Consider the following 16,818-nt stretch of genomic DNA (forward strand, 5'->3'; position numbering starts at 1 on the left):
GCGCCATTGTGGCCCGAAGCACGCCGCTGTTGGTCAGCCTGTACTGCATGGCTCAGGGAATCATCCAGGTCAACCAGTAGGCCTGGGCCAAGGTGATCAGGCCGACCATCGTGGTGAAGATCAGGCTGTGCTTGACGGTGAAGCGGAACAGGTCCGACTCCTTGCCGGCCAGGCCCACCGCCGCGCAGGCAATGGCAATGGACTGCGGCGAGATCATCTTGCCGGTGACACCGCCAGTGGTGTTGGCCGCTACCAGCAGCACGTCGGACACGCCGATCTGCTGCGCGGTGGTCGCCTGCAGCGCCGAGAACAGTGCATTGGACGAGGTATCCGAACCGGTCAGGAACACGCCCAGCCAGCCCAGGAACGGCGAGAAGAACGGGAACGCCTTGCCGGTGTGCGCCAGTGCCAGCGCCAGCGTTGCCGACAGGCCCGAATAGTTGGCGATGAAGGCGAACGCCAGCACCATGCCGATCGAAAAGATCGGCATGCGCAGTTCGCGCACGGTTTCAGCGAAGGTCTGCAGCGCCGAGCGCGCCGGCATGCGCAGGGCGATGATCGCAATGATTGCGGCAAGGATGATCGAGGTACCCGTGGCCGAGAACCAGTCGAACTTGTACACCGCCTCATAGCTCAGCGGCGCATCGACGATCGGCGGCATCTTCTGCACCATCTGGTCCAGGCCCGGCACCGGAATCTTCAGCACCCAGCCTTCAAGCGGGCCACCGGCTGCGAACAGCGACTTGAACGGCTTGATGCTCCACACGGTGACCATCGCAGTGAGGATCAGGAACGGCGACCACGCCTTGGCGATCTGGCCGACGCTGTGGCGCGGCGCCTCCATTGCCTGTGCTGCCGCCTCAGCACTGGTTTCGGTATCGAAGCGGAAGATCCGTACCGGCTTCCAGCGGCGCAGGAACAGGGTCAGGCAGACCAGCGACGCCAGCGAGGCGGTGATGTCCGGCAGTTCCGGGCCGATGAAGTTGGAGGTCAGGTACTGGGCGATGGCGAACGAACCGCCGGCCACCAGCACCGCCGGCCAGGTTTCCTTGATGCCGCGCCAGCCGTCCATGATCGCCATGATCCAGAACAGCACGATGACAGTCAGGAACGGCAGCTGGCGGCCGGCCATCTGGCCGATCTCGAAGGCATCCAGGCCGGTCACCTGCCCCGCCACGATGATCGGGATGCCCATCGCGCCGAACGCCACCGGCGCGGTGTTGACGATCAGGCACAGGCCGGCCGCATACAGCGGCTTGAAGCCCAGCCCGACCAGCAGCGCGGCGGTGATCGCCACCGGCGCACCGAACCCGGCTGCACCTTCCAGGAAGGCACCGAAGGCAAAGCCGACCATCAGCATCTGCAATCGCTGGTCCTCGGTGACCGACAGGATCGAGGCACGGATGATGTCGAACTGGCCGGTCTTGACCGAAACCTTGTACAGGAACACCGCGCCGATGATGATCCAGGCGATCGGCCACAGGCCATAGACGAAGCCGAAGCCGGCCGCGCCCAGCGCCTGCGCCACCGGCATGCGATAGAACAGCAGCGCCACGGCAAGGGCGATGGCCACCGTGATGGTGCCAGCGATCCAGCCCTTCATGCGCAGCACGGCCAGGGCGATGAAGAAGAAGGCGATCGGCAGCAGCGCGATCAGGCTCGACAACCAAAGGTTGCCGGCGGGGTCGTACACGTGTTGCCAGGGCTGCATAGGGCTCTCGACAGGAACAGGAGGTTCCCCACCGGGTGGGGGCGTCGGGCCCGTCATATATTGGTCGTACCACATTGACCAACAATCGGACCACAGGCGCGAATTGAACCTCCAATCCTGCCGACAGCCTATTAGACCATAGGGCTATACGGAATTATTGGTCTTACCATTTAGCGATTACAGCTTCTTCTCCACCCGCCGTATCAACGCCAGCACCAGCACGCACAGCACGCTGACACCGAGCGCGATCACGTACTTGCCGATGCCCACGGCAATACCGATGGCCGCGGCCATCACCAGCGAACTGGCCGTGGTGAGCCCGCTGACCTGGTCTTCGCGACTGCCGCGCAGGATGGTGCCGGCGGCAACGAAGCCCACGCAGGCCACCACCGCTTCGATCAATCGCACCGGGTCGACCTGCAGCAGATCGCGGTAGCGTTCCTGCTGGAAGTGTTCGGCCACCGAATCACCGAGGCCGACGATCAGCGCAGCGGCACCGGCAATCAGCATGTGCGTGCGCAGGCCGGCAGCGTGCTTGCCCATCTCACGTTCAACGCCCAGCACGCCGCCAAAGACCATGGCGGCGGCCACGCGCAGCAGAATGGACATGTCCTGGGTAAGTTCCATGGGGAGGCTCCGGAAGTTTCCCGGAGCGTTGCCCGGCGGCCGTGGGACGGGGGTGAAGGCGATGGCACGCCCTCTTCACCGGGCGATGCCGCCTTGTTCCATGCAACGGGAGTTGCCGGCCAGCGGCCGGCACTACTGCGCCAGGTAACCACCGTCGATGGCGTAGTAGGCACCCGTCGCGAACGAGGCATCGTCGCTGGCCAGCCAGGCGACCAGCGCGGCCACTTCCTGCGGCGTTCCCAAGCGCTTGAGTGCATGCCGGCCCTCCAGGGTGGCACGCACTTTGGCGTCCATCTTTTCCAGCAACGGCGTGTTGATGAAGCCCGGGCCCACCGCATTGATGCGGATGCCATCGGCAGCGTGCTCCCATGCAGCCGTCTGGGTCAGGCCGACCACGCCGTGCTTGGCGGCCGCGTAGGCGGTCGAACCGGCATACCCGACCTGGCCCAGGATGGAGGCCATGTTGATGATGCTGCCGCCGCTGCCCGCCGTGCGCATCGCCTGGATCTGCGCCCGCTGGCACAGGAACACGCTGGTCAGGTTCACATCGACCACGCGCTTCCAGCCATCAATGGGATAGTCGCCGCTGCTTGCCGCTGGCCCGCCGATGCCGGCGTTATTCACTGCAACATGCACGCCGCCCAGTTCCTTCACCGTGCGCTGCACCGCCGCTTCCACCGCCGCCTCGTCGGTGACATCCAACGCGACACCGATGGCCTCGGCCCCTTGGTTGCGCAGCGTGGCCACCGTGGCATCCACCGCATCCTGCTTCAGGTCCCACACCGATATGCGCGCGCCCGATGCAGCGAGCGTTTCCGCTACCGCCAGGCCGATACCGGATACACCACCGGTGACGATCGCGGTTTTTCCGTTGAGTCGGTAATCAATCATCTGTGGTCTCCATCTGTTGGGAAATCGATGCGGACAGAACCGTCCGACCTCACCGACACTACGCCCTTCTTCGTGACGAAAGCGCTGCATGCGTGATACTTGCGCGCATGCCCGCCACCTGAGCTTCCATGCGTACAGCCTGCGTTCCACTTTCTGCCGATGCCGAACGGCGGCTGGATACCGATTCCTGCCTGCCTGGCGATCTGTACGAAGTGATGCTCAGCGATGCCACGGTCGATCTGCTGTTCGACAGCGGCTTCCTCACTACCCTCAATACGCGGTTCGGCCTGCTCTTTGACCACTACGAAGACGAATCGATCACCCGTCCCGAGCAGTTACAGTACGCACGCGCATTGCTGCGCGATCTTCAACTTGGCCGTAAATGCCAATCGATTGACCCGTTGGATATCGCATTCGGGCTGGCATTGGAGAAAATGACAGGAATCTATTTCCAACTCTGAAAGCGCAGGACCGATCCGCGCTGCAGGTGCACGATGGAACGTGCGGGCACATCGTCGCCGGCACCCATCATCCATGGTTGAGCGCCGAGCGATGTCCCGATATTTCACGTTTGCCGATTACCGCCGTTTTGGCCAGCGACACGGCTATGACTACCGTGCCGATCCAAGCCACCTGCGCGAAGAACAGTGGGCCGGTCATGGCGACCTGCACGAACAGACCCTGCGCGGCGGCATGAGCCTGCTCGCATCGGATGTGCACAACCGCATCGCCTACACCGCCACAGCGCACGAACGGCCCGGCCTGGTCATCCGCGTGATGCTGCAGGGCCAGGTCGACGTGCAGGTTCCCAACCGCAGTGACTTCAGCCTGCGCGCAGGCACCGCAGTGACCACCAGCCACCGCGACCATGTGGCAATGGTCGGCGTCCATCCCGGCAATATGCGCCTGCGTGGCATCAGCCTGATGGTGCCAGCCGATCTGGACCCGGACCTGCTGCGGCAACCGCAATTGCAGCGGGCATTGGGTTCACACATGGAATGCAGGCACTGGGCGATTCCGCACGCGATGCTGCCGCCTCTCGCGCAGCTGTTCGACAGCCCCTGGCAGGACGGCCTGGATGCGCTGTGGCGCGAGGGCATTGCCCTGCAGTTGCTGTCCACCGGCCTGCAGGCCGATGATCTGCACGCCGAAGGTGCGCGTGCGCTGCGCAGTGGCCAGCGGGCGCGGCTGGAACGCGTACGGACGTTCCTGCACGACGACCCTGGCCATGCGCACAGCCTGCTGGAACTTGCCCAACTGGCCTGCATGAGCCCCAGCGCCCTGCGCCGGCACTTCGTCCAGGCGTATGGCTGCTCGGTGTTCGACTACCTGCACGAGCAACGCATGCGACATGCCGAGCAGGGCCTTCGCGAATCCGGCTGGAGCGTGGAACAGGCGGCTGCGGAAACCGGCTATCGGCATCCCAGCAACTTCGCTGCCGCATTCCGCAAGCGCTTCGGGCTGGTGCCCAGCCGCTGGCGCACCGGCCCTTCGAAGGTTGGTTGAAGCGCATCTGCCCGGGCAGGTGTCGACCTTGGTCGACACGCTTTCGCACCACCGCGTTGCCGGCCAGCGGCCGGCACTACCCCCTCGGTCCTGCAGGCGATCTGTTCCGGTAGGTGTCGACCTTGGTCGACACGCTTTCGCGCCACCGGGTTGCCGGCCAGCGGCCGGCACTACCCCCTCGGTCCTGCAAGCGATCTGTCCGGTAGGTGTCGACCTTGGTCGACACGCTTTCGCACCACCGCGTTGCCGGCCAGCGGCCGGCACTACCCCCTCGGTCCTGCAGGCGATCTGTTCCGGTAGGTGTCGACCTTGGTCGACACGCTTTCGCGCCACCGGGTTGCCGGCCAGCGGCCGGCACTACCCCGTCGGTCCTGCAAGCGATCTGTTCACGCTTTCGCACCATCGCGTTGCCGGCCAGCGGCCGGCACTACCACACCCGGCGCTACCGACATCGCGCGACCGGGGTAGCGCCGGGCCGTGCCCGGCGTCATCCCCTCCGTCTCAGTACACCGGCAGTTCGATGTAACTGGCCTGCGCGGCGCTGTGCCATACCCGCTGCGTCGCCTTCTGGTAGTCACCCGGCTTGGCCAGGTAGATGTTCGGCACGTAGGTCTGTGGGTTGCGGTCGTACAGCGGGAACAGGCTGGACTGCACCTGCACCATCACCCGGTGGCCCTTCTGGAAGGTGTGGTTGGCATTGGGCAGGTCGAAACGGTACGGCAGCACCTGGTTGGCCGCCAATGCCTTGGGGTCGCTGAAGCTCTCGCGGTAGCGGCCACGGAAGATCGCCAGCGACACCGGCAGCTCATAGCCGCCCATCTCCGGTGTCGATGCTTCCTGGTCGGGATACACGTCGATCAGCTTCACCACCCAGTCGCTGTCGGTGCCACTGGTGGACGCCTGCAGGTTCACCACCGGCGTACCTCCGATACGCAGCGGTGCGGTCAACGGCTCGGTGATGAAGGTCAGCACGTCGGGGCGGCCATCGACGAAGCGCTGATCCTTGACCAGCCAGGTCGTCCACATGTCGCGGTCGCCAAAGCGCACCGGACGCGGTACGAACGGCACCGGCTTGGACGGATCAGACACGTATTCCTCGAAGTCGCCCTCGCCCGCAGCCGGCGCCTGGAACGCCAGCTTGCCACCGGCACGCAGGTACAGCGGCTTGCTGTTTGCCGCGCACGCCTTCTCGCAGCTGCGCGGCCAGCCCTGCAGGCGGTCCCAGTGGTTTTCACCGGTGTTGTAGACCAGCACTGGTGGCGTATCGGCCTTCGGCGCGCCATCCACCAGATACTGGTCGAAGAATGGCTTGAGCACGTCGCGGCGGAACTGCAGTGCGGTATCGCCATCGAATTTCAGCGCCCCAAGCTGGCTGCCGTCATAGTTCACCTGGCTGTGCCGCCACGGGCCCATCACCAGGTAGTTGTGGGTGTTGCCGGTGTCGCGCCCTTCCATCGCCTGGTAGGCGTGGTTGGCACCCCACATGTCTTCCTGGTCCCACAGGCCCTGCAGCCACATGGTCGGCACCTTCAGCGGCGTCTTCGCCATCACCGCATCCAGCGCCTGGCCCTGCCAGAACGCATCGTATGCGGGGTGCTGTACCAGCTTTTTCCACCAGGTCAGCTGGTCCACGCCGGTAAAGCGCGCGTAGTCACCGGCCGAGCCGATGCGCAGGAAAGTGCTGTAATCGTCGTAGCCCAGCGACGGCAGCGGCGTGCCCTTGCCCCGCTTCTCGGTCTGCATCGCGAAGTAGTTGAAATTGACCTGGCGGAAGGCGCCGTAGTTGAGCCAGTCGTCACCCATCCAGCCATCGACCATCGGGCTCTGCGGCGCGGCCACCTTCAGTGCGGGGTGCGGATCGGTCAGCGCCATCACCACGGTGAAGCCTTCGTACGACGAGCCGAGCATGCCGACCTTGCCGTTGGTCTCCGGCACATGCTTGACCAGCCAATCGATGGTGTCCCACGCATCGGTGGAATGATCGACCTTGGTACCGTTCAGTGGCCCACGCAGCGGCCGGGTCATCACGTAATCGCCTTCGGAGCCGTACTTGCCACGGATGTCCTGGAACACGCGGATGTAGCCGCCATCGACGAACACTTCATCGCCCTGCGGCAGCAGATCGCGCATGCGCGGCGAATCGCTGCGGCTGGCGCGGCCGGCGGCGTCGTACGGTGTGCGGGTCAGCAGGATCGGTGCATTGCGGGCGCCCTTGGGCACCACGATCACCGTGTACAGCTTGGTGCCATCACGCATCGGCACCATCACCACGCGCTTGTCGTAGTCGCGGCCCACATCGGGGGCGACGAAGGGTTTTCCGCTGATGTCCGGGGTCATCGGCGGCGTGTCGGCGGCCAGCACGGCGCTGGACAGGCTCAGGGCTACGGCAACAGCAACGGCACGCACACGCATGGACATCACCTCCCGGCAGGAAAGGCCCCAGCCTACTCCCGTAGCCCCCGGCAAAGCGCGTGCCTGCTTTGCATTCTGCGGCGTTTACAGGCAGGACTGATGGCACATGTGCGGTCTGCTGCCGCCGCGCTCACCGGGCATGGCCCGGTGCTACCCGTTCACGACCAACCACGGTAGCGCCGGGCCATGCCCGGCGGATCCATCACGCCACCGGTACTTCATGCAGGGCCAGCCAGCGCCAGTGCCCTCCTTCCTGCCGCAGCACTGCCAGCGATTCCCGCCACGCGGTTTCTCCCGCACCCACGGCATGTCCCTCGCGATAACGCAGCATCGCCAGCGGCGACGGCGCTTCCACCGCCTGCACGGCCTCGATGGCGATCCGCAGTCCCGGCCGGGCGCCGTGTCCGCCCACGAACAGCGCCTGCACGGCGGCGCGGTCCAACCTGCGACCGGAGATGCCGACCATGCTGAAGTCCGCGCAGAAATGTTCCATCAGATCAGCCAGTGCATCGGCCTCGATCTCTGCGCGGAACCAGGCCTGCAGCTTGTCGTGCAGCAGGTGGATTTCGTGTTCGGCGGTCATGTCCATCAAGCAGTCTCCGGAGTGGAAAGGGAATGCAGCTGCGACCGGCGCAGCAGCGCCAGCGGCAACAGGGTGAGTACGGCCGCCAGGCCCAACGCCACGCCGGTGGCATGCGCCGGCCACCACTGCATGGCCAAGGCCAGCAGCAGAGCAATGGCGGCGGTACCCAGGCAGAAGCTGAGCTGGCGGTTGAGGTTCCACAGCGCACTGGCATCGCCCAGCGCCTCGGCGTCCACACCCTGGAACGCCAACGTCTGCGCGGTGCTACTGCACAGGCTGCCGCCAGCGCCCATCAGGGCGAACAGCGTTGCGGCCAGCGTGAAGGGGGGCTGCGATTGCAGCGCCATCAGCAGCAGACCGCTGGCCTGCAGGACCATGCCCAGCCGCAGCACCGAGCCCGGCCCGAAGCGCGCCAGCAAGCGTCGGCTGCCGGTGATTGCCAGTGCCGAGGCCAGCGCCCACGGCAACATCAAGGCGCCGATCTGCGCGGCGCTGTAACCGGCGTGGTTCAACTGCAGGGTACTGGCCAGCTGGCTGCCGATGAACACACCCGGCACCGCCAGATAGACCAGCATCGCCATGCGCAGGCCTCGATGGGACAGCAGCGACCAGCGCAGCAGCGGCTGCGGCTGCCGGTGTGCATTACGCAGGTGGGCGACGGCCAGCACTGCTGCCAGCAGCAGCAACCCTGCGCCGGCGAAGCGATGGTCAGGCTCACCCAGCCAAGTCAATGCCAGCAGCAACGCGCCCAGCGCAGACATCGCGGTGGCCAGTGCATAGCCCTGCAGGCGTGGCGCACTGCGCAGGCCATCGGCCGGCATCCACGCCAGCACCAGGGCGATCGCCAGCACCGCCAGCGGCAGGCTGGCCCACAGCACGCCGCGCCAGGACAGCCACTGCACCAGCAGGCCGCCAAGAGCCGGTGCAAGCGCCGGCACCAGCAACGCCACCAGCAGGATGCGCCGGGTCAGCGCACCGCGTTGCTCAGGCGTGCACTGCCGGTACGCCGCCGCCTGCGCCACCGGAATCAGCAGCCCGCCAGCCAACCCCTGCAGCAGCCGCCAGCCCAGCAGCCAGCCGATGGACGGCGCGGCGCCGGCCAGGCCCGCAGCCACCGCGAACAGCAACAAGGCAGCCAGCAGCAGGCGACGCTCGCCGCAGCGCGCGGCCAGCCACGGGGCCAGCGGAATCACCACGCTCAGGCCCAGCATGTAGGCCGTGCCCACCCAGGCCAAGGTGCCGATGTCCGCATGCAGCTCGGCCGCCAGCGCCGGGTAGGCCACGGTGGCGATGAACATGTTGACCAGGTCCAGCGCGAACACCAGCAGGAAGATCGCCTCATGGCGCAGGCGTGGGGAAGGCATCAGCAGGCTCCAGCAGCGAAGGCGACAGCATCGCGGACCAGCGTTGTTGGAAAAACACGACAGCAGCTGCAACACTGTCAAACTTGTTTTGACAATCAGCCACCATGGTCAGCCTCGATCGCTTCGATATCTTCCGTGCCGTGGTCGAGGCCGGCAGCCTGACCGCCGCCGCCGAGCGCCTGGGCCTGAGCCGGGCCGTGGTCAGCTTCAACCTGAAGCGGCTGGAGCAGGAGCTGGGGGTAACCCTGCTGCTGCGCAGTACCCGCCACCTGGCGCTGACCGAGGCCGGCGAACAGTTCCTGCAGCACTGCGTGCAGGCACTGGATGCCGCGCAGGCCGCCATCGATGCCGCGCGCCGCGACCAGCATCAACTGCAGGGCGTACTGCGCCTGACCACCACCCCGGAGTACGCGCAGCTGCGGCTGATTCCAGCACTGGAAGCCTTCCGCGCGCAGCATCCAGCGCTGGCGCTGCATCTATCGACCTCGCCAGCCCCGGCCGACCTGATTCCCGAGCGTTTCGACCTGGCGATCCGCCTCGGCCGCCTGCCCGATTCGCAACTGCATGCCACCGAGCTGGAACGTCACCCGCTGTGCGCGGTCGCCGCTCCGGCATTGCTGGCGCGCCTGGGGTCCGCCGAGGCGGTGGATGATCCGGTGCTGCTGGGCACCCTGCCCCGCCTCGGCTATCCGCGCCTGGCCGATGTGCCGGTGGTCGCGCCGGATGGCAGCGATGCATTGTTCGCCACCAATCCGGGCAACGCGGTGATACGCGTGGATGGGGCCAGCAGCCTGCGCGCGTTCGCCGTGGCCGGTGCAGGAGTGACCGTGCTGCCACGCTGGCTGATCGAGGACGATCTCGCCCACGACCGCCTGCGGCCGGTGCTGCGCCAGCATCGTTTCCCGAAGCAGAGCGTGTACGCGGTGTACCCGCACAGCAGCCAGCCCTCGCCGAAGGTGCGGCAGCTGATCGATTTCCTGCGCGGTTGGTTTGGTGACGACGCCAGCTGAATCCTGCGCCCGCCGCGCACGGCCCGGCGCTACCGGGATGCCCGTAATCGGGTAGCGCCGGGCCATGCCCGGCGAGCGCAGCGGCACCCCGTAAACAGACACGGCCCCTTGCGGGGCCGTGTCTTCAACCATCAGTACCGCAGCGGATCAGCGCAGCACCTGCTCCACCAGCTGCACGTCCACCGTCTGCAGCGGCTCGGCGGCGTTGCGCGACAACTGCACCTGGTAGGTGCCGCCGGCGATCTTCCACTGGCGTGCCTGCGCATCGTAATGCGCCAGGGTCTTCGGCTCGGCTTCGATGCGGATGCGGCGCTGTTCGCCCGGCTGCAGCTCCACCTTGTCGTAGCCGATCAGGCGGATCGGCGTGGCGCTGCCGGCCGGCAGCTTCAGGTACAGCTGGGCGACGTCGGCACCGGCGCGCTTGCCGGTGTTGCGGATGTCGACGCTGGCAACCAGGCGCGAACCCTCCACGCTCACCTTCAGGTTTTCATAGGCGAACGAGGTGTAGGACAGGCCGTGGCCGAAGGCGAAGGTCGGGGTCAGGCCCTTGGCCGCCATCCACTTGTAGCCGACGTTGGCGCCTTCGATATCGAAATCGAACACATCGCCGAACGGCTTGGCCGGCTTGAAGCCAAGGCCATCGATGTGCGGGCGCGGCAGCTGCGATTCGTCCACCACCCAGGTCACCGGCAGGCGGCCGGACGGATTGGCCTGGCCGGTCAGCAGTGCGGCAATGCCTTCACCGCCACGGATACCCGGGTACCAGGCCTGCAGCACCGCCGGCACCTGCGCCAGCCACGGCGTACGCACCGGGCCGTTGGTTTCCAGCACCAGCACGGTCTTCGGGTTGGCCTTGGCCACCGCCGAAATCAACCCATCCTGGTTGTCCGGCAGCTGCATGTCCGGCAGGTCCACCGATTCGGCCGCCCACTGCGTCGCGAACACGATGGCCACATCCGCCTGTGCAGCAGCCTTGGCCGCAGCGGCGGCGTTGGTACCGTCCACGTACTCGATGGTCGCATCCGGGCGCGCGGCACGCAGCGATTCCAACGGCGAGGACGGATGGAAGATCACCGGGCCCGGCCAGGTGGTCGGCAGCACGCCCGGCACCGCGTTGGTGCCCTTGGCCGTGACGCCCACCATCGACGAACCACCGCCACCGATCACGCCCTTGTCGGCATGGCCACCGATGATGACGATGCGCTTGGCGCTGTCGGCCAGCGGCAGCAGGCTGCCTTCATTGCGCAGCAGCACGCTGCCTTCTTCCACCGTGCGCTGGGCCACGGCGAAACCGGCTTCAGCGTCGACCTTCTGGTGCTGCGGCGGGTTGTCGAAGTTGCCGTGCAGGAACATCGTGCGCAGGATGCGCGCGACCATGTCGTTCAGGCGCGCCTGCGGTACCACGCCGCCGTGCACGGCCAGGCGCAGCGGCTCATCGAAGAACACCGCCGCATCGAACACTTCACCGGCGGACTGCTGGTCCAGGCCGGCCAGCGCCGCCTTCGAACCGCTGTGCACGCCGCCCCAGTCGGACATCACGAAACCGGGGAATTTCCACTCCTGCTTCAGCACCTGGTTCATCAGGTAGCCGTTTTCGCAGCCGTAGGTACCGTTGATCTTGTTGTACGAGCACATCGCCACGCCCGGGCGGCCAGCTTCCAGCGCGATCTCGAACGCCAGCAGATCCGACTCGTGCATGGCCTGCTCGCCAATGCGCACGTCGTGGAAGTTGCGGCGGGTCTCCATGTCGTTCAGCGCGAAGTGCTTCATCGACGAGATCACGTGCTGGCTCTGCACGCCCTGGATCACTGCGCCGACCATCGAACCGGCCAGCAGCGGGTCTTCACCAGCGTATTCGAAGTTGCGGCCGTTACGCGGGTCACGCTGCAGGTTGACGCTGCCGGACAGCAGGATGTTGAAGCGCTGCTGCCAGGCTTCGCGGCCCATCGTCGCGCCACCGGCAAAGGCAACACCGCGGTTCCAGGTGGACGCCGTGGACGGGCCCGACGGCATGGCGGTGGCGAAATCACCCGGGCGGATGCCACCGGGATTGGTCACGCCCACGCCGGCGTCGGCCGACTGCTGCGACGGAATGCCCAAGCGCGCTACGCCCGGCACGAAACCGGCCGAACCCACCGCACCTTCCGGCAGCTTGCCACCGTCCTTGCCCAGCCCGAAGTAGCTGTGCAGCATCTGGAACTTCTCGTCCTCGGTCATCGCCTTCAGCAGCAGCGCAGCGCGCGCATCGGCGGTGAGCGTGGTATCCATCCACGGCTGCTCGCCGCCCTTGTCAGCCGCATAGGCCAGGGTCAGCAGGGTTGCACGCAGCGCGCTGCCTTCAACCTTGAACGGCGCACTGCTGGCGGCCTGGAAGCCATCGCTGAAATAGCTGGCATCGGCCTCCAGGGCCACGCGTGCCGGATCGAAGCCGGCCGCTTTGGCCGATTCACCGGCCACCGCGCCGAGCAGCACCGCCGGCGCGCCCAGTCGCGAACGCGACACCAGTGCCGGCAACTGCGAAGCACCGGCGCCAGCGTCGGTGTACACCGCCACTGCATGGCGGCCGTCATCCAGGCGCAGGTAGTTCAGGCCCGGCTGGTCGGGGCCGGATTCGGCGGCGATCGGCAGCCGGGTCAACACGGCCTGGCCGTGCTGGGTCTGGCCGTCATCCTTGCCGGCGGCGATGAAGCGGTACTGGTAGCCCAGGCCATCGGCCAGCAGCTGCAGCGGATCGACCTGGCCGATGCCGCGCTGTACCTGGCGAACGCTGACCGCATCCACCTGCAGGGTCTTCAACTGGGCAGCCAGGGCCGGCATCGCGTCCGCGGTCGGCGCCTGTTCCAGCGTCAGCACGGTGAAGGCGGCGGAGTCGGCCCAGGCCGGGGTGGCCAGTGCGGCAGACAGGGCCAGGGACAGGGCGAGCGGCTTTGTAAACGTTTTCATCGGCGGGCGTAATTCCGTTGCCAAGGCAATCGGTCCAGGGAAAGTGCCGCCGAAGGGTGCAGCGTCATGCCGCGCATGCGTTGCCGGGCAACGCCTTGCAGGCCAGAGGACGGGCCGGTCTGCGCGCGGGACCCTCCTCCCGTGCGTGACAACCTGCCTGTCCGGGCCGCGCAGGGCGACCCATCATGTGAAGAGTGTGCGAGGGCGTTCATCGCTGTCAACAGGACCTAAGTCACAGGCGCGATGTGCGGACTGGTTATCAGCCCATCACCGGCGGTCATCAACGGGCTGCACGGCGCTGCCGATAATGGTTCTCCCCGGCGACGATTCGAGCCCATGACCGTACATCGCGACTTCGACCATCTCTGGCGCGACCGCTGTGACACCTCCAGCCAGCGCAGCCCGCGCGTGCTGATCCGGGTGTTCGTCGCCCCCGGCGAACTGGAACGCAGCGTGGCCTTCTACGAGCAGCTGCAGGGTGTGGTCGCCGATGCCGGCTTTCCGTTTCCCGATGCGGGCCTGCGGCTGGCGATGGTCGGTGCGTTCCTGCTGATCGAAGGCTGCGACGAGGCGCTGGCGCCGTTCACGTCGACCACGGGCACGTTGCTGGTCGACGACGTTCGGCCTTATCACGACAAGCTGGTGGCCGCCGGCGCCGAGATCATCTTTCCGCTGCAGGTGGTACCGACCGGTGCGGCGTTCAATGCGGTGCATCCCGATGGCACCGTGGTCGAGTACGTGCACCACCGGCCGGACCCGCAGGGGCGGTGAGGTGGCGGCCGGGCTGCGCCCGGCACCCGCAGAGGCAACGGCCAATGCAACAGCAGAAGCAAAAGCTGGGCTCCTATGGGTAGGCGGGGTGGGTCCGGTTGCGGGGGACGCCGTGAATCCATCCATGGAGGCTCGGTCGCGCCATCCATGGCGCTCACGCCCCCGCAACCGGACCCACCCCGCCTTCGACAGATTCCCGGCGCGCAGTAGATCCACGCCATGCGTGGATGTTTTTCCCACGAACCTTTGCGGCATACGTCATCCACGCATGGCGTGGATCTACAATTCCTCCATGTCCTCCCCCGCTCTACCCTGGAATGGCACCCTGCTGCTGGATGCACACGTGGCCGTGCTGCAGGGCCACGCCGGTGACAGCGCCGCGCACGCGCACTACGCCCATCAGCTGCTGCTGAGCGACGGCGACCCTTGGCAGGTCGAGATCGATGGCGTGCAGCAGCAGGGCAAACGGCTGTGGCTGCGCTCCTTCCAATCGCACGCGATCCTGTCGGCGCCCGCTGACGGCTGCACGGTGTTCCTCGAACCGGCACATGCCGACCTCGAACAGATCCAGCAGCATCTGCAGTCGTTGCCCGGCAATGCTGCGCAGCTGCACGAGTGGCTGCCGCGACTGAGCCGCCCACAGCCCCTGGACCGCCGTGTGCAGGCGGCGCTGGCCCGCATCACCCAGCACCTGCCCGGCCCGGTGCCGGCCGCCGATATCGCCGAGGCCGCGCATCTGTCGACCAGCCAGCTGCATCGGCGCTTCCAGTCCGAGCTGGCAGTGACCCTGCGCGGCTGGGTGCTGTGGCAACGGCTGCGCAGTGCGCTGGCGCATCATCTGCGCGGGCACAGCCTGACCGACAGCGCGCATGCCGCCGGTTTCGCCGATCTGCCCCACCTCTCGCGCAGCCTGCGCCGCATGTTCGGCATCGGTGCCGCGCAACTGCAGGGCCTGCAGCTGCACGCAGCCTGAGGCATCGATCAACCGCGCCTGCGCAGGCCTTCCGGAAGCTCCGGCACCTCGCCATGGGGCAGCGCGCGGAAGGGCGCCAGCAGTTGTGCGGAATAGGCCTGCGGATAGTACGGCTGGCTGCCGATGCCCAGATCACGCTGCCGCAACCGATAGCCCGGTGCATCAAACGCGGTCCCCAGCAGGTGGTCCCACACGGTGAAGAACAAACCGAAATTGACATCACCTGCAGTGCCATAGCGGATGTGGTGGAAGCGGTGCAGCGGTGCCCATGCCATCACCCGGCCCAACACACCCGGGCGCATGTCCACGTTGGAATGCTGCAGCAGCAGCTGGATCGCGATGGCGAACGCCAGCACTGCGGCCACCGGCATCGGCATGCCCAACAGCAGCAGCGGCAGTACGCCGCCCACCGCTTCGGCGGCCTGGTGCAGTGGGTGTTTCATCAAACCATTGAAGCCATACATGCGGGTCACGCTGTGATGCACCGCATGCAGCCGCCACAACCAGCCGATGCGATGGCTGGCGTAGTGCACCAGGGTGATGCCAAGGTCAGCGGCGATGATCGCCACCAGCACCTGCAGCGCGAATGGCCACTGCGTCGGCCAGACGTGCCAGGGCACGATTACCGCCAGCATCGGCACCGTGGCGATCGACAGCAGGTTCAGGCTTTCATTGACCAGCGCATGCAGGACGTCGCGCAGGCGGTCACCCTGGTCGTGGTTGAACGCCGGATCGTATGGCCACAGCCGCTCAGCAGCGAACGACACCGCGATGGCGACAGCCAGCAAGGCAAGCAGCCACAGCGGGTCACCGTGGGAGTGGCCGACCCAGGTGATGGCGGCGGCAACAAAACCCAGCAGGAACAACGGGGCATACAGGCGGAGCATCCAGTGCTTCATGGCTGGCTCTGAACAGTGAGGGGCCTGCATGCTGGCGCGGCATGCGGGCTGCAGGCTTGAACAAACAGCGCAACCCCGCGTCCGCTCACGTTGAATGCCCACCTTGGTGGGCGATCCACCTCTGGCGTGGATCTACAATGTCGACCTCATCGCGGCCTGGACCGGCATGGATTCCTTCACCTTGATGCGCGCCTTCCGCCGCATCGTCGAACGCGGCAGCCTCGCCCGTGCTGCCGAAGACCTGGGCCTGTCGCCAGCCGGGCTGAGCAAGCAGCTGCGCACGCTGGAAACGCATCTGGGCGTAGTGCTGCTGCAGCGGACCACCCGCCGCATGAGCCTGACCGAAACCGGCCATGCCTATTACCGCGAATGCTGCCGCCTGCTCGATGAACTGGACGCGCTGGAGCGCGGCATCGCCGAACAGCGCGGTGAAGTGAGCGGGCGCCTGCGGGTCAATGCACCGCAGTCATTCGCGCTGAGCACGCTGTCGCCATTGCTGCCACGCTTCCTGCAGCAGCATCCGCAGCTTGCACTGGACCTGGTGATGGAAGACCGTCTGCTTGATGCGGTTGGCGAAGGGTTCGATGTATCCCTGCGCATCCGCGCCGAACTGGAAGATTCGCGGCTGGTCGCACGCCGCCTGGCTTCGCTGCAACAGGTGCTGTGCGCGGCACCGTCCTATCTGCAGCACCATCCGGCACCGCAGGCGGTGGAAGAACTGCAGGCACACAGCGTGCTTGGCTACAGCCTGTCCGATTCACCCGGCAGCTGGCCGCTGCTCGGCCCCGATGGCCAGGTCACGGTGACCCTGCCGACACGGGTCACCGCCAACAACAGTCTGCTGCTGCGTGACCTGCTGGTCGCCGGCCTCGGTATCGGTGCGCTGCCCTCGTTCCTGGCCGCACCGTCACTGGCCAGCGGCGAACTGCAGCAGGTGCTGCCCGACCATCGCTATCCGCCGCGGTTCGTCTACGCGGTCTACCCCACCGCGCGCCACCTGCAACCGAAGGTACGCGCCTTCATCGATTTCCTGCACGCCGAGCTGCCTGCCTGCGCCGGGCTGGATTCGTAACCGCCAGCGAAAACTGAGCTGCCCGCCGCGTGCTGTTTCGGCCCGGCGCCACTGCC

14 protein-coding genes are annotated in these 16,818 nt (G+C 66.6%); 6 read left to right on the forward strand and 8 right to left on the reverse strand.

The genetic code is table 11. The features are described 5' to 3' along the window. Positions 1 to 52: 52 nt before the first annotated feature. The 3 genes from lldP to LC407_RS08675 form a co-directional block, all read right to left on the reverse strand. Positions 53 to 1,711: an L-lactate permease gene (lldP, locus tag LC407_RS08665; RefSeq protein ID WP_025878506.1), complete on the reverse strand. Its 1,659-nt coding sequence runs from the start codon at positions 1,709 to 1,711 to the stop codon at positions 53 to 55. A 177-nt stretch (positions 1,712 to 1,888) separates the two neighbouring features. After that, on the reverse strand, positions 1,889 to 2,338 hold the full coding sequence (locus tag LC407_RS08670; RefSeq protein WP_223482641.1) for an MgtC/SapB family protein: 450 nt from the start codon (positions 2,336 to 2,338) through the stop codon (positions 1,889 to 1,891). Positions 2,339 to 2,470: 132 nt separating this feature from the next. Then, positions 2,471 to 3,229, reverse strand: coding sequence for an SDR family NAD(P)-dependent oxidoreductase (locus LC407_RS08675; protein ID WP_025878504.1), 759 nt, complete (start codon positions 3,227 to 3,229; stop codon positions 2,471 to 2,473). Between the two features lie 128 nt (positions 3,230 to 3,357). On the opposite strand from LC407_RS08675, the gene LC407_RS08680 reads away from it, so the two are divergent. Beyond that, positions 3,358 to 3,690: a hypothetical protein gene (locus tag LC407_RS08680; RefSeq protein ID WP_025878503.1), complete on the forward strand. Its 333-nt coding sequence runs from the start codon at positions 3,358 to 3,360 to the stop codon at positions 3,688 to 3,690. A 91-nt stretch (positions 3,691 to 3,781) separates the two neighbouring features. Continuing rightward, positions 3,782 to 4,735, forward strand: coding sequence for an AraC family transcriptional regulator (locus LC407_RS08685; protein ID WP_025878502.1), 954 nt, complete (start codon positions 3,782 to 3,784; stop codon positions 4,733 to 4,735). 501 nt (positions 4,736 to 5,236) lie between these two features. Here LC407_RS08685 and LC407_RS08690 read toward each other — a convergent pair. The 3 genes from LC407_RS08690 to LC407_RS08700 all read right to left on the reverse strand — a co-directional run bounded on the left by LC407_RS08690 (position 5,237) and on the right by LC407_RS08700 (position 9,094). Next, on the reverse strand, positions 5,237 to 7,147 hold the full coding sequence (locus tag LC407_RS08690; protein ID WP_059064464.1) for a CocE/NonD family hydrolase: 1,911 nt from the start codon (positions 7,145 to 7,147) through the stop codon (positions 5,237 to 5,239). Between the two features lie 202 nt (positions 7,148 to 7,349). After that, positions 7,350 to 7,736, reverse strand: a complete 387-nt coding sequence (locus LC407_RS08695) for a DUF4440 domain-containing protein (RefSeq protein WP_223482642.1) — start codon at positions 7,734 to 7,736, stop codon at positions 7,350 to 7,352. Beyond that, positions 7,736 to 9,094, reverse strand: a complete 1,359-nt coding sequence (locus LC407_RS08700; protein ID WP_223482643.1) for an MFS transporter — start codon at positions 9,092 to 9,094, stop codon at positions 7,736 to 7,738. Before LC407_RS08700 ends, LC407_RS08695 begins: the two co-directional genes overlap by 1 nt. A 104-nt stretch (positions 9,095 to 9,198) precedes the next feature. Between LC407_RS08700 and LC407_RS08705 the strand changes: the two genes are divergently transcribed. After that, the gene (locus LC407_RS08705; RefSeq protein WP_223482644.1) at positions 9,199 to 10,104 is read left to right on the forward strand and encodes a LysR family transcriptional regulator; all 906 of its coding nucleotides are present in this window, start codon (positions 9,199 to 9,201) and stop codon (positions 10,102 to 10,104) included. Between the two features lie 147 nt (positions 10,105 to 10,251). Here LC407_RS08705 and LC407_RS08710 read toward each other — a convergent pair whose 3' ends face one another. Then, complete coding sequence (locus LC407_RS08710; protein ID WP_218787670.1) at positions 10,252 to 13,047, reverse strand: glycoside hydrolase family 3 C-terminal domain-containing protein; 2,796 nt, start codon at positions 13,045 to 13,047, stop codon at positions 10,252 to 10,254. A 336-nt stretch (positions 13,048 to 13,383) separates the two neighbouring features. Here LC407_RS08710 and LC407_RS08715 point away from each other — a divergent pair, with 336 nt between their 5' ends. Beyond that, complete coding sequence (locus LC407_RS08715) at positions 13,384 to 13,818, forward strand: glyoxalase/bleomycin resistance/dioxygenase family protein (protein ID WP_025878496.1); 435 nt, start codon at positions 13,384 to 13,386, stop codon at positions 13,816 to 13,818. Positions 13,819 to 14,086: 268 nt separating this feature from the next. After that, a complete protein-coding gene (locus tag LC407_RS08720) occupies positions 14,087 to 14,791 on the forward strand; it encodes an AraC family transcriptional regulator (RefSeq protein WP_317850709.1) in 705 nt (234 codons plus the stop codon). A gap of 8 nt (positions 14,792 to 14,799) precedes the next feature. On the opposite strand, the gene LC407_RS08725 is transcribed toward LC407_RS08720, so the two are convergent. Further along, entirely contained in the window at positions 14,800 to 15,678 is an 879-nt protein-coding gene (locus tag LC407_RS08725; RefSeq protein WP_223482646.1) for a sterol desaturase family protein, read from the reverse strand. A 178-nt stretch (positions 15,679 to 15,856) separates the two neighbouring features. Between LC407_RS08725 and LC407_RS08730 the strand changes: the two genes are divergently transcribed. Continuing rightward, positions 15,857 to 16,762: a LysR family transcriptional regulator gene (locus LC407_RS08730; protein ID WP_134832729.1), complete on the forward strand. Its 906-nt coding sequence runs from the start codon at positions 15,857 to 15,859 to the stop codon at positions 16,760 to 16,762. Positions 16,763 to 16,818: the final 56 nt, after the last annotated feature.

This window comes from Stenotrophomonas sp. OVS01A, from assembly GCF_019969775.1.
Lineage (GTDB): Bacteria > Pseudomonadota > Gammaproteobacteria > Xanthomonadales > Xanthomonadaceae > Stenotrophomonas > Stenotrophomonas indicatrix.

Bases quoted from the DNA above. Each gene is read 5' to 3' on its own strand.
- LC407_RS08730 (WP_134832729.1), top strand. From the start codon at position 15,857: ATGGATTCCTTCACCTTGATGCGCGCCTTCCGCCGCATCGTCGAACGC.
- LC407_RS08675 (WP_025878504.1), bottom strand. From the start codon at position 3,229: ATGATTGATTACCGACTCAACGGAAAAACCGCGATCGTCACCGGTGGT.
- LC407_RS08715 (WP_025878496.1), top strand. From the start codon at position 13,384: ATGACCGTACATCGCGACTTCGACCATCTCTGGCGCGACCGCTGTGAC.
- LC407_RS08695 (WP_223482642.1), bottom strand. From the start codon at position 7,736: ATGGACATGACCGCCGAACACGAAATCCACCTGCTGCACGACAAGCTG.
- LC407_RS08670 (WP_223482641.1), bottom strand. From the start codon at position 2,338: ATGGAACTTACCCAGGACATGTCCATTCTGCTGCGCGTGGCCGCCGCC.
- LC407_RS08720 (WP_317850709.1), top strand. From the start codon at position 14,087: ATGGCGTGGATCTACAATTCCTCCATGTCCTCCCCCGCTCTACCCTGG.
- LC407_RS08705 (WP_223482644.1), top strand. From the start codon at position 9,199: ATGGTCAGCCTCGATCGCTTCGATATCTTCCGTGCCGTGGTCGAGGCC.
- LC407_RS08710 (WP_218787670.1), bottom strand. From the start codon at position 13,047: ATGAAAACGTTTACAAAGCCGCTCGCCCTGTCCCTGGCCCTGTCTGCC.
- LC407_RS08685 (WP_025878502.1), top strand. From the start codon at position 3,782: ATGTCCCGATATTTCACGTTTGCCGATTACCGCCGTTTTGGCCAGCGA.
- LC407_RS08725 (WP_223482646.1), bottom strand. From the start codon at position 15,678: ATGCTCCGCCTGTATGCCCCGTTGTTCCTGCTGGGTTTTGTTGCCGCC.
- LC407_RS08690 (WP_059064464.1), bottom strand. From the start codon at position 7,147: ATGCGTGTGCGTGCCGTTGCTGTTGCCGTAGCCCTGAGCCTGTCCAGC.
- LC407_RS08700 (WP_223482643.1), bottom strand. From the start codon at position 9,094: ATGCCTTCCCCACGCCTGCGCCATGAGGCGATCTTCCTGCTGGTGTTC.
- lldP (WP_025878506.1), bottom strand. From the start codon at position 1,711: ATGCAGCCCTGGCAACACGTGTACGACCCCGCCGGCAACCTTTGGTTG.
- LC407_RS08680 (WP_025878503.1), top strand. From the start codon at position 3,358: ATGCGTACAGCCTGCGTTCCACTTTCTGCCGATGCCGAACGGCGGCTG.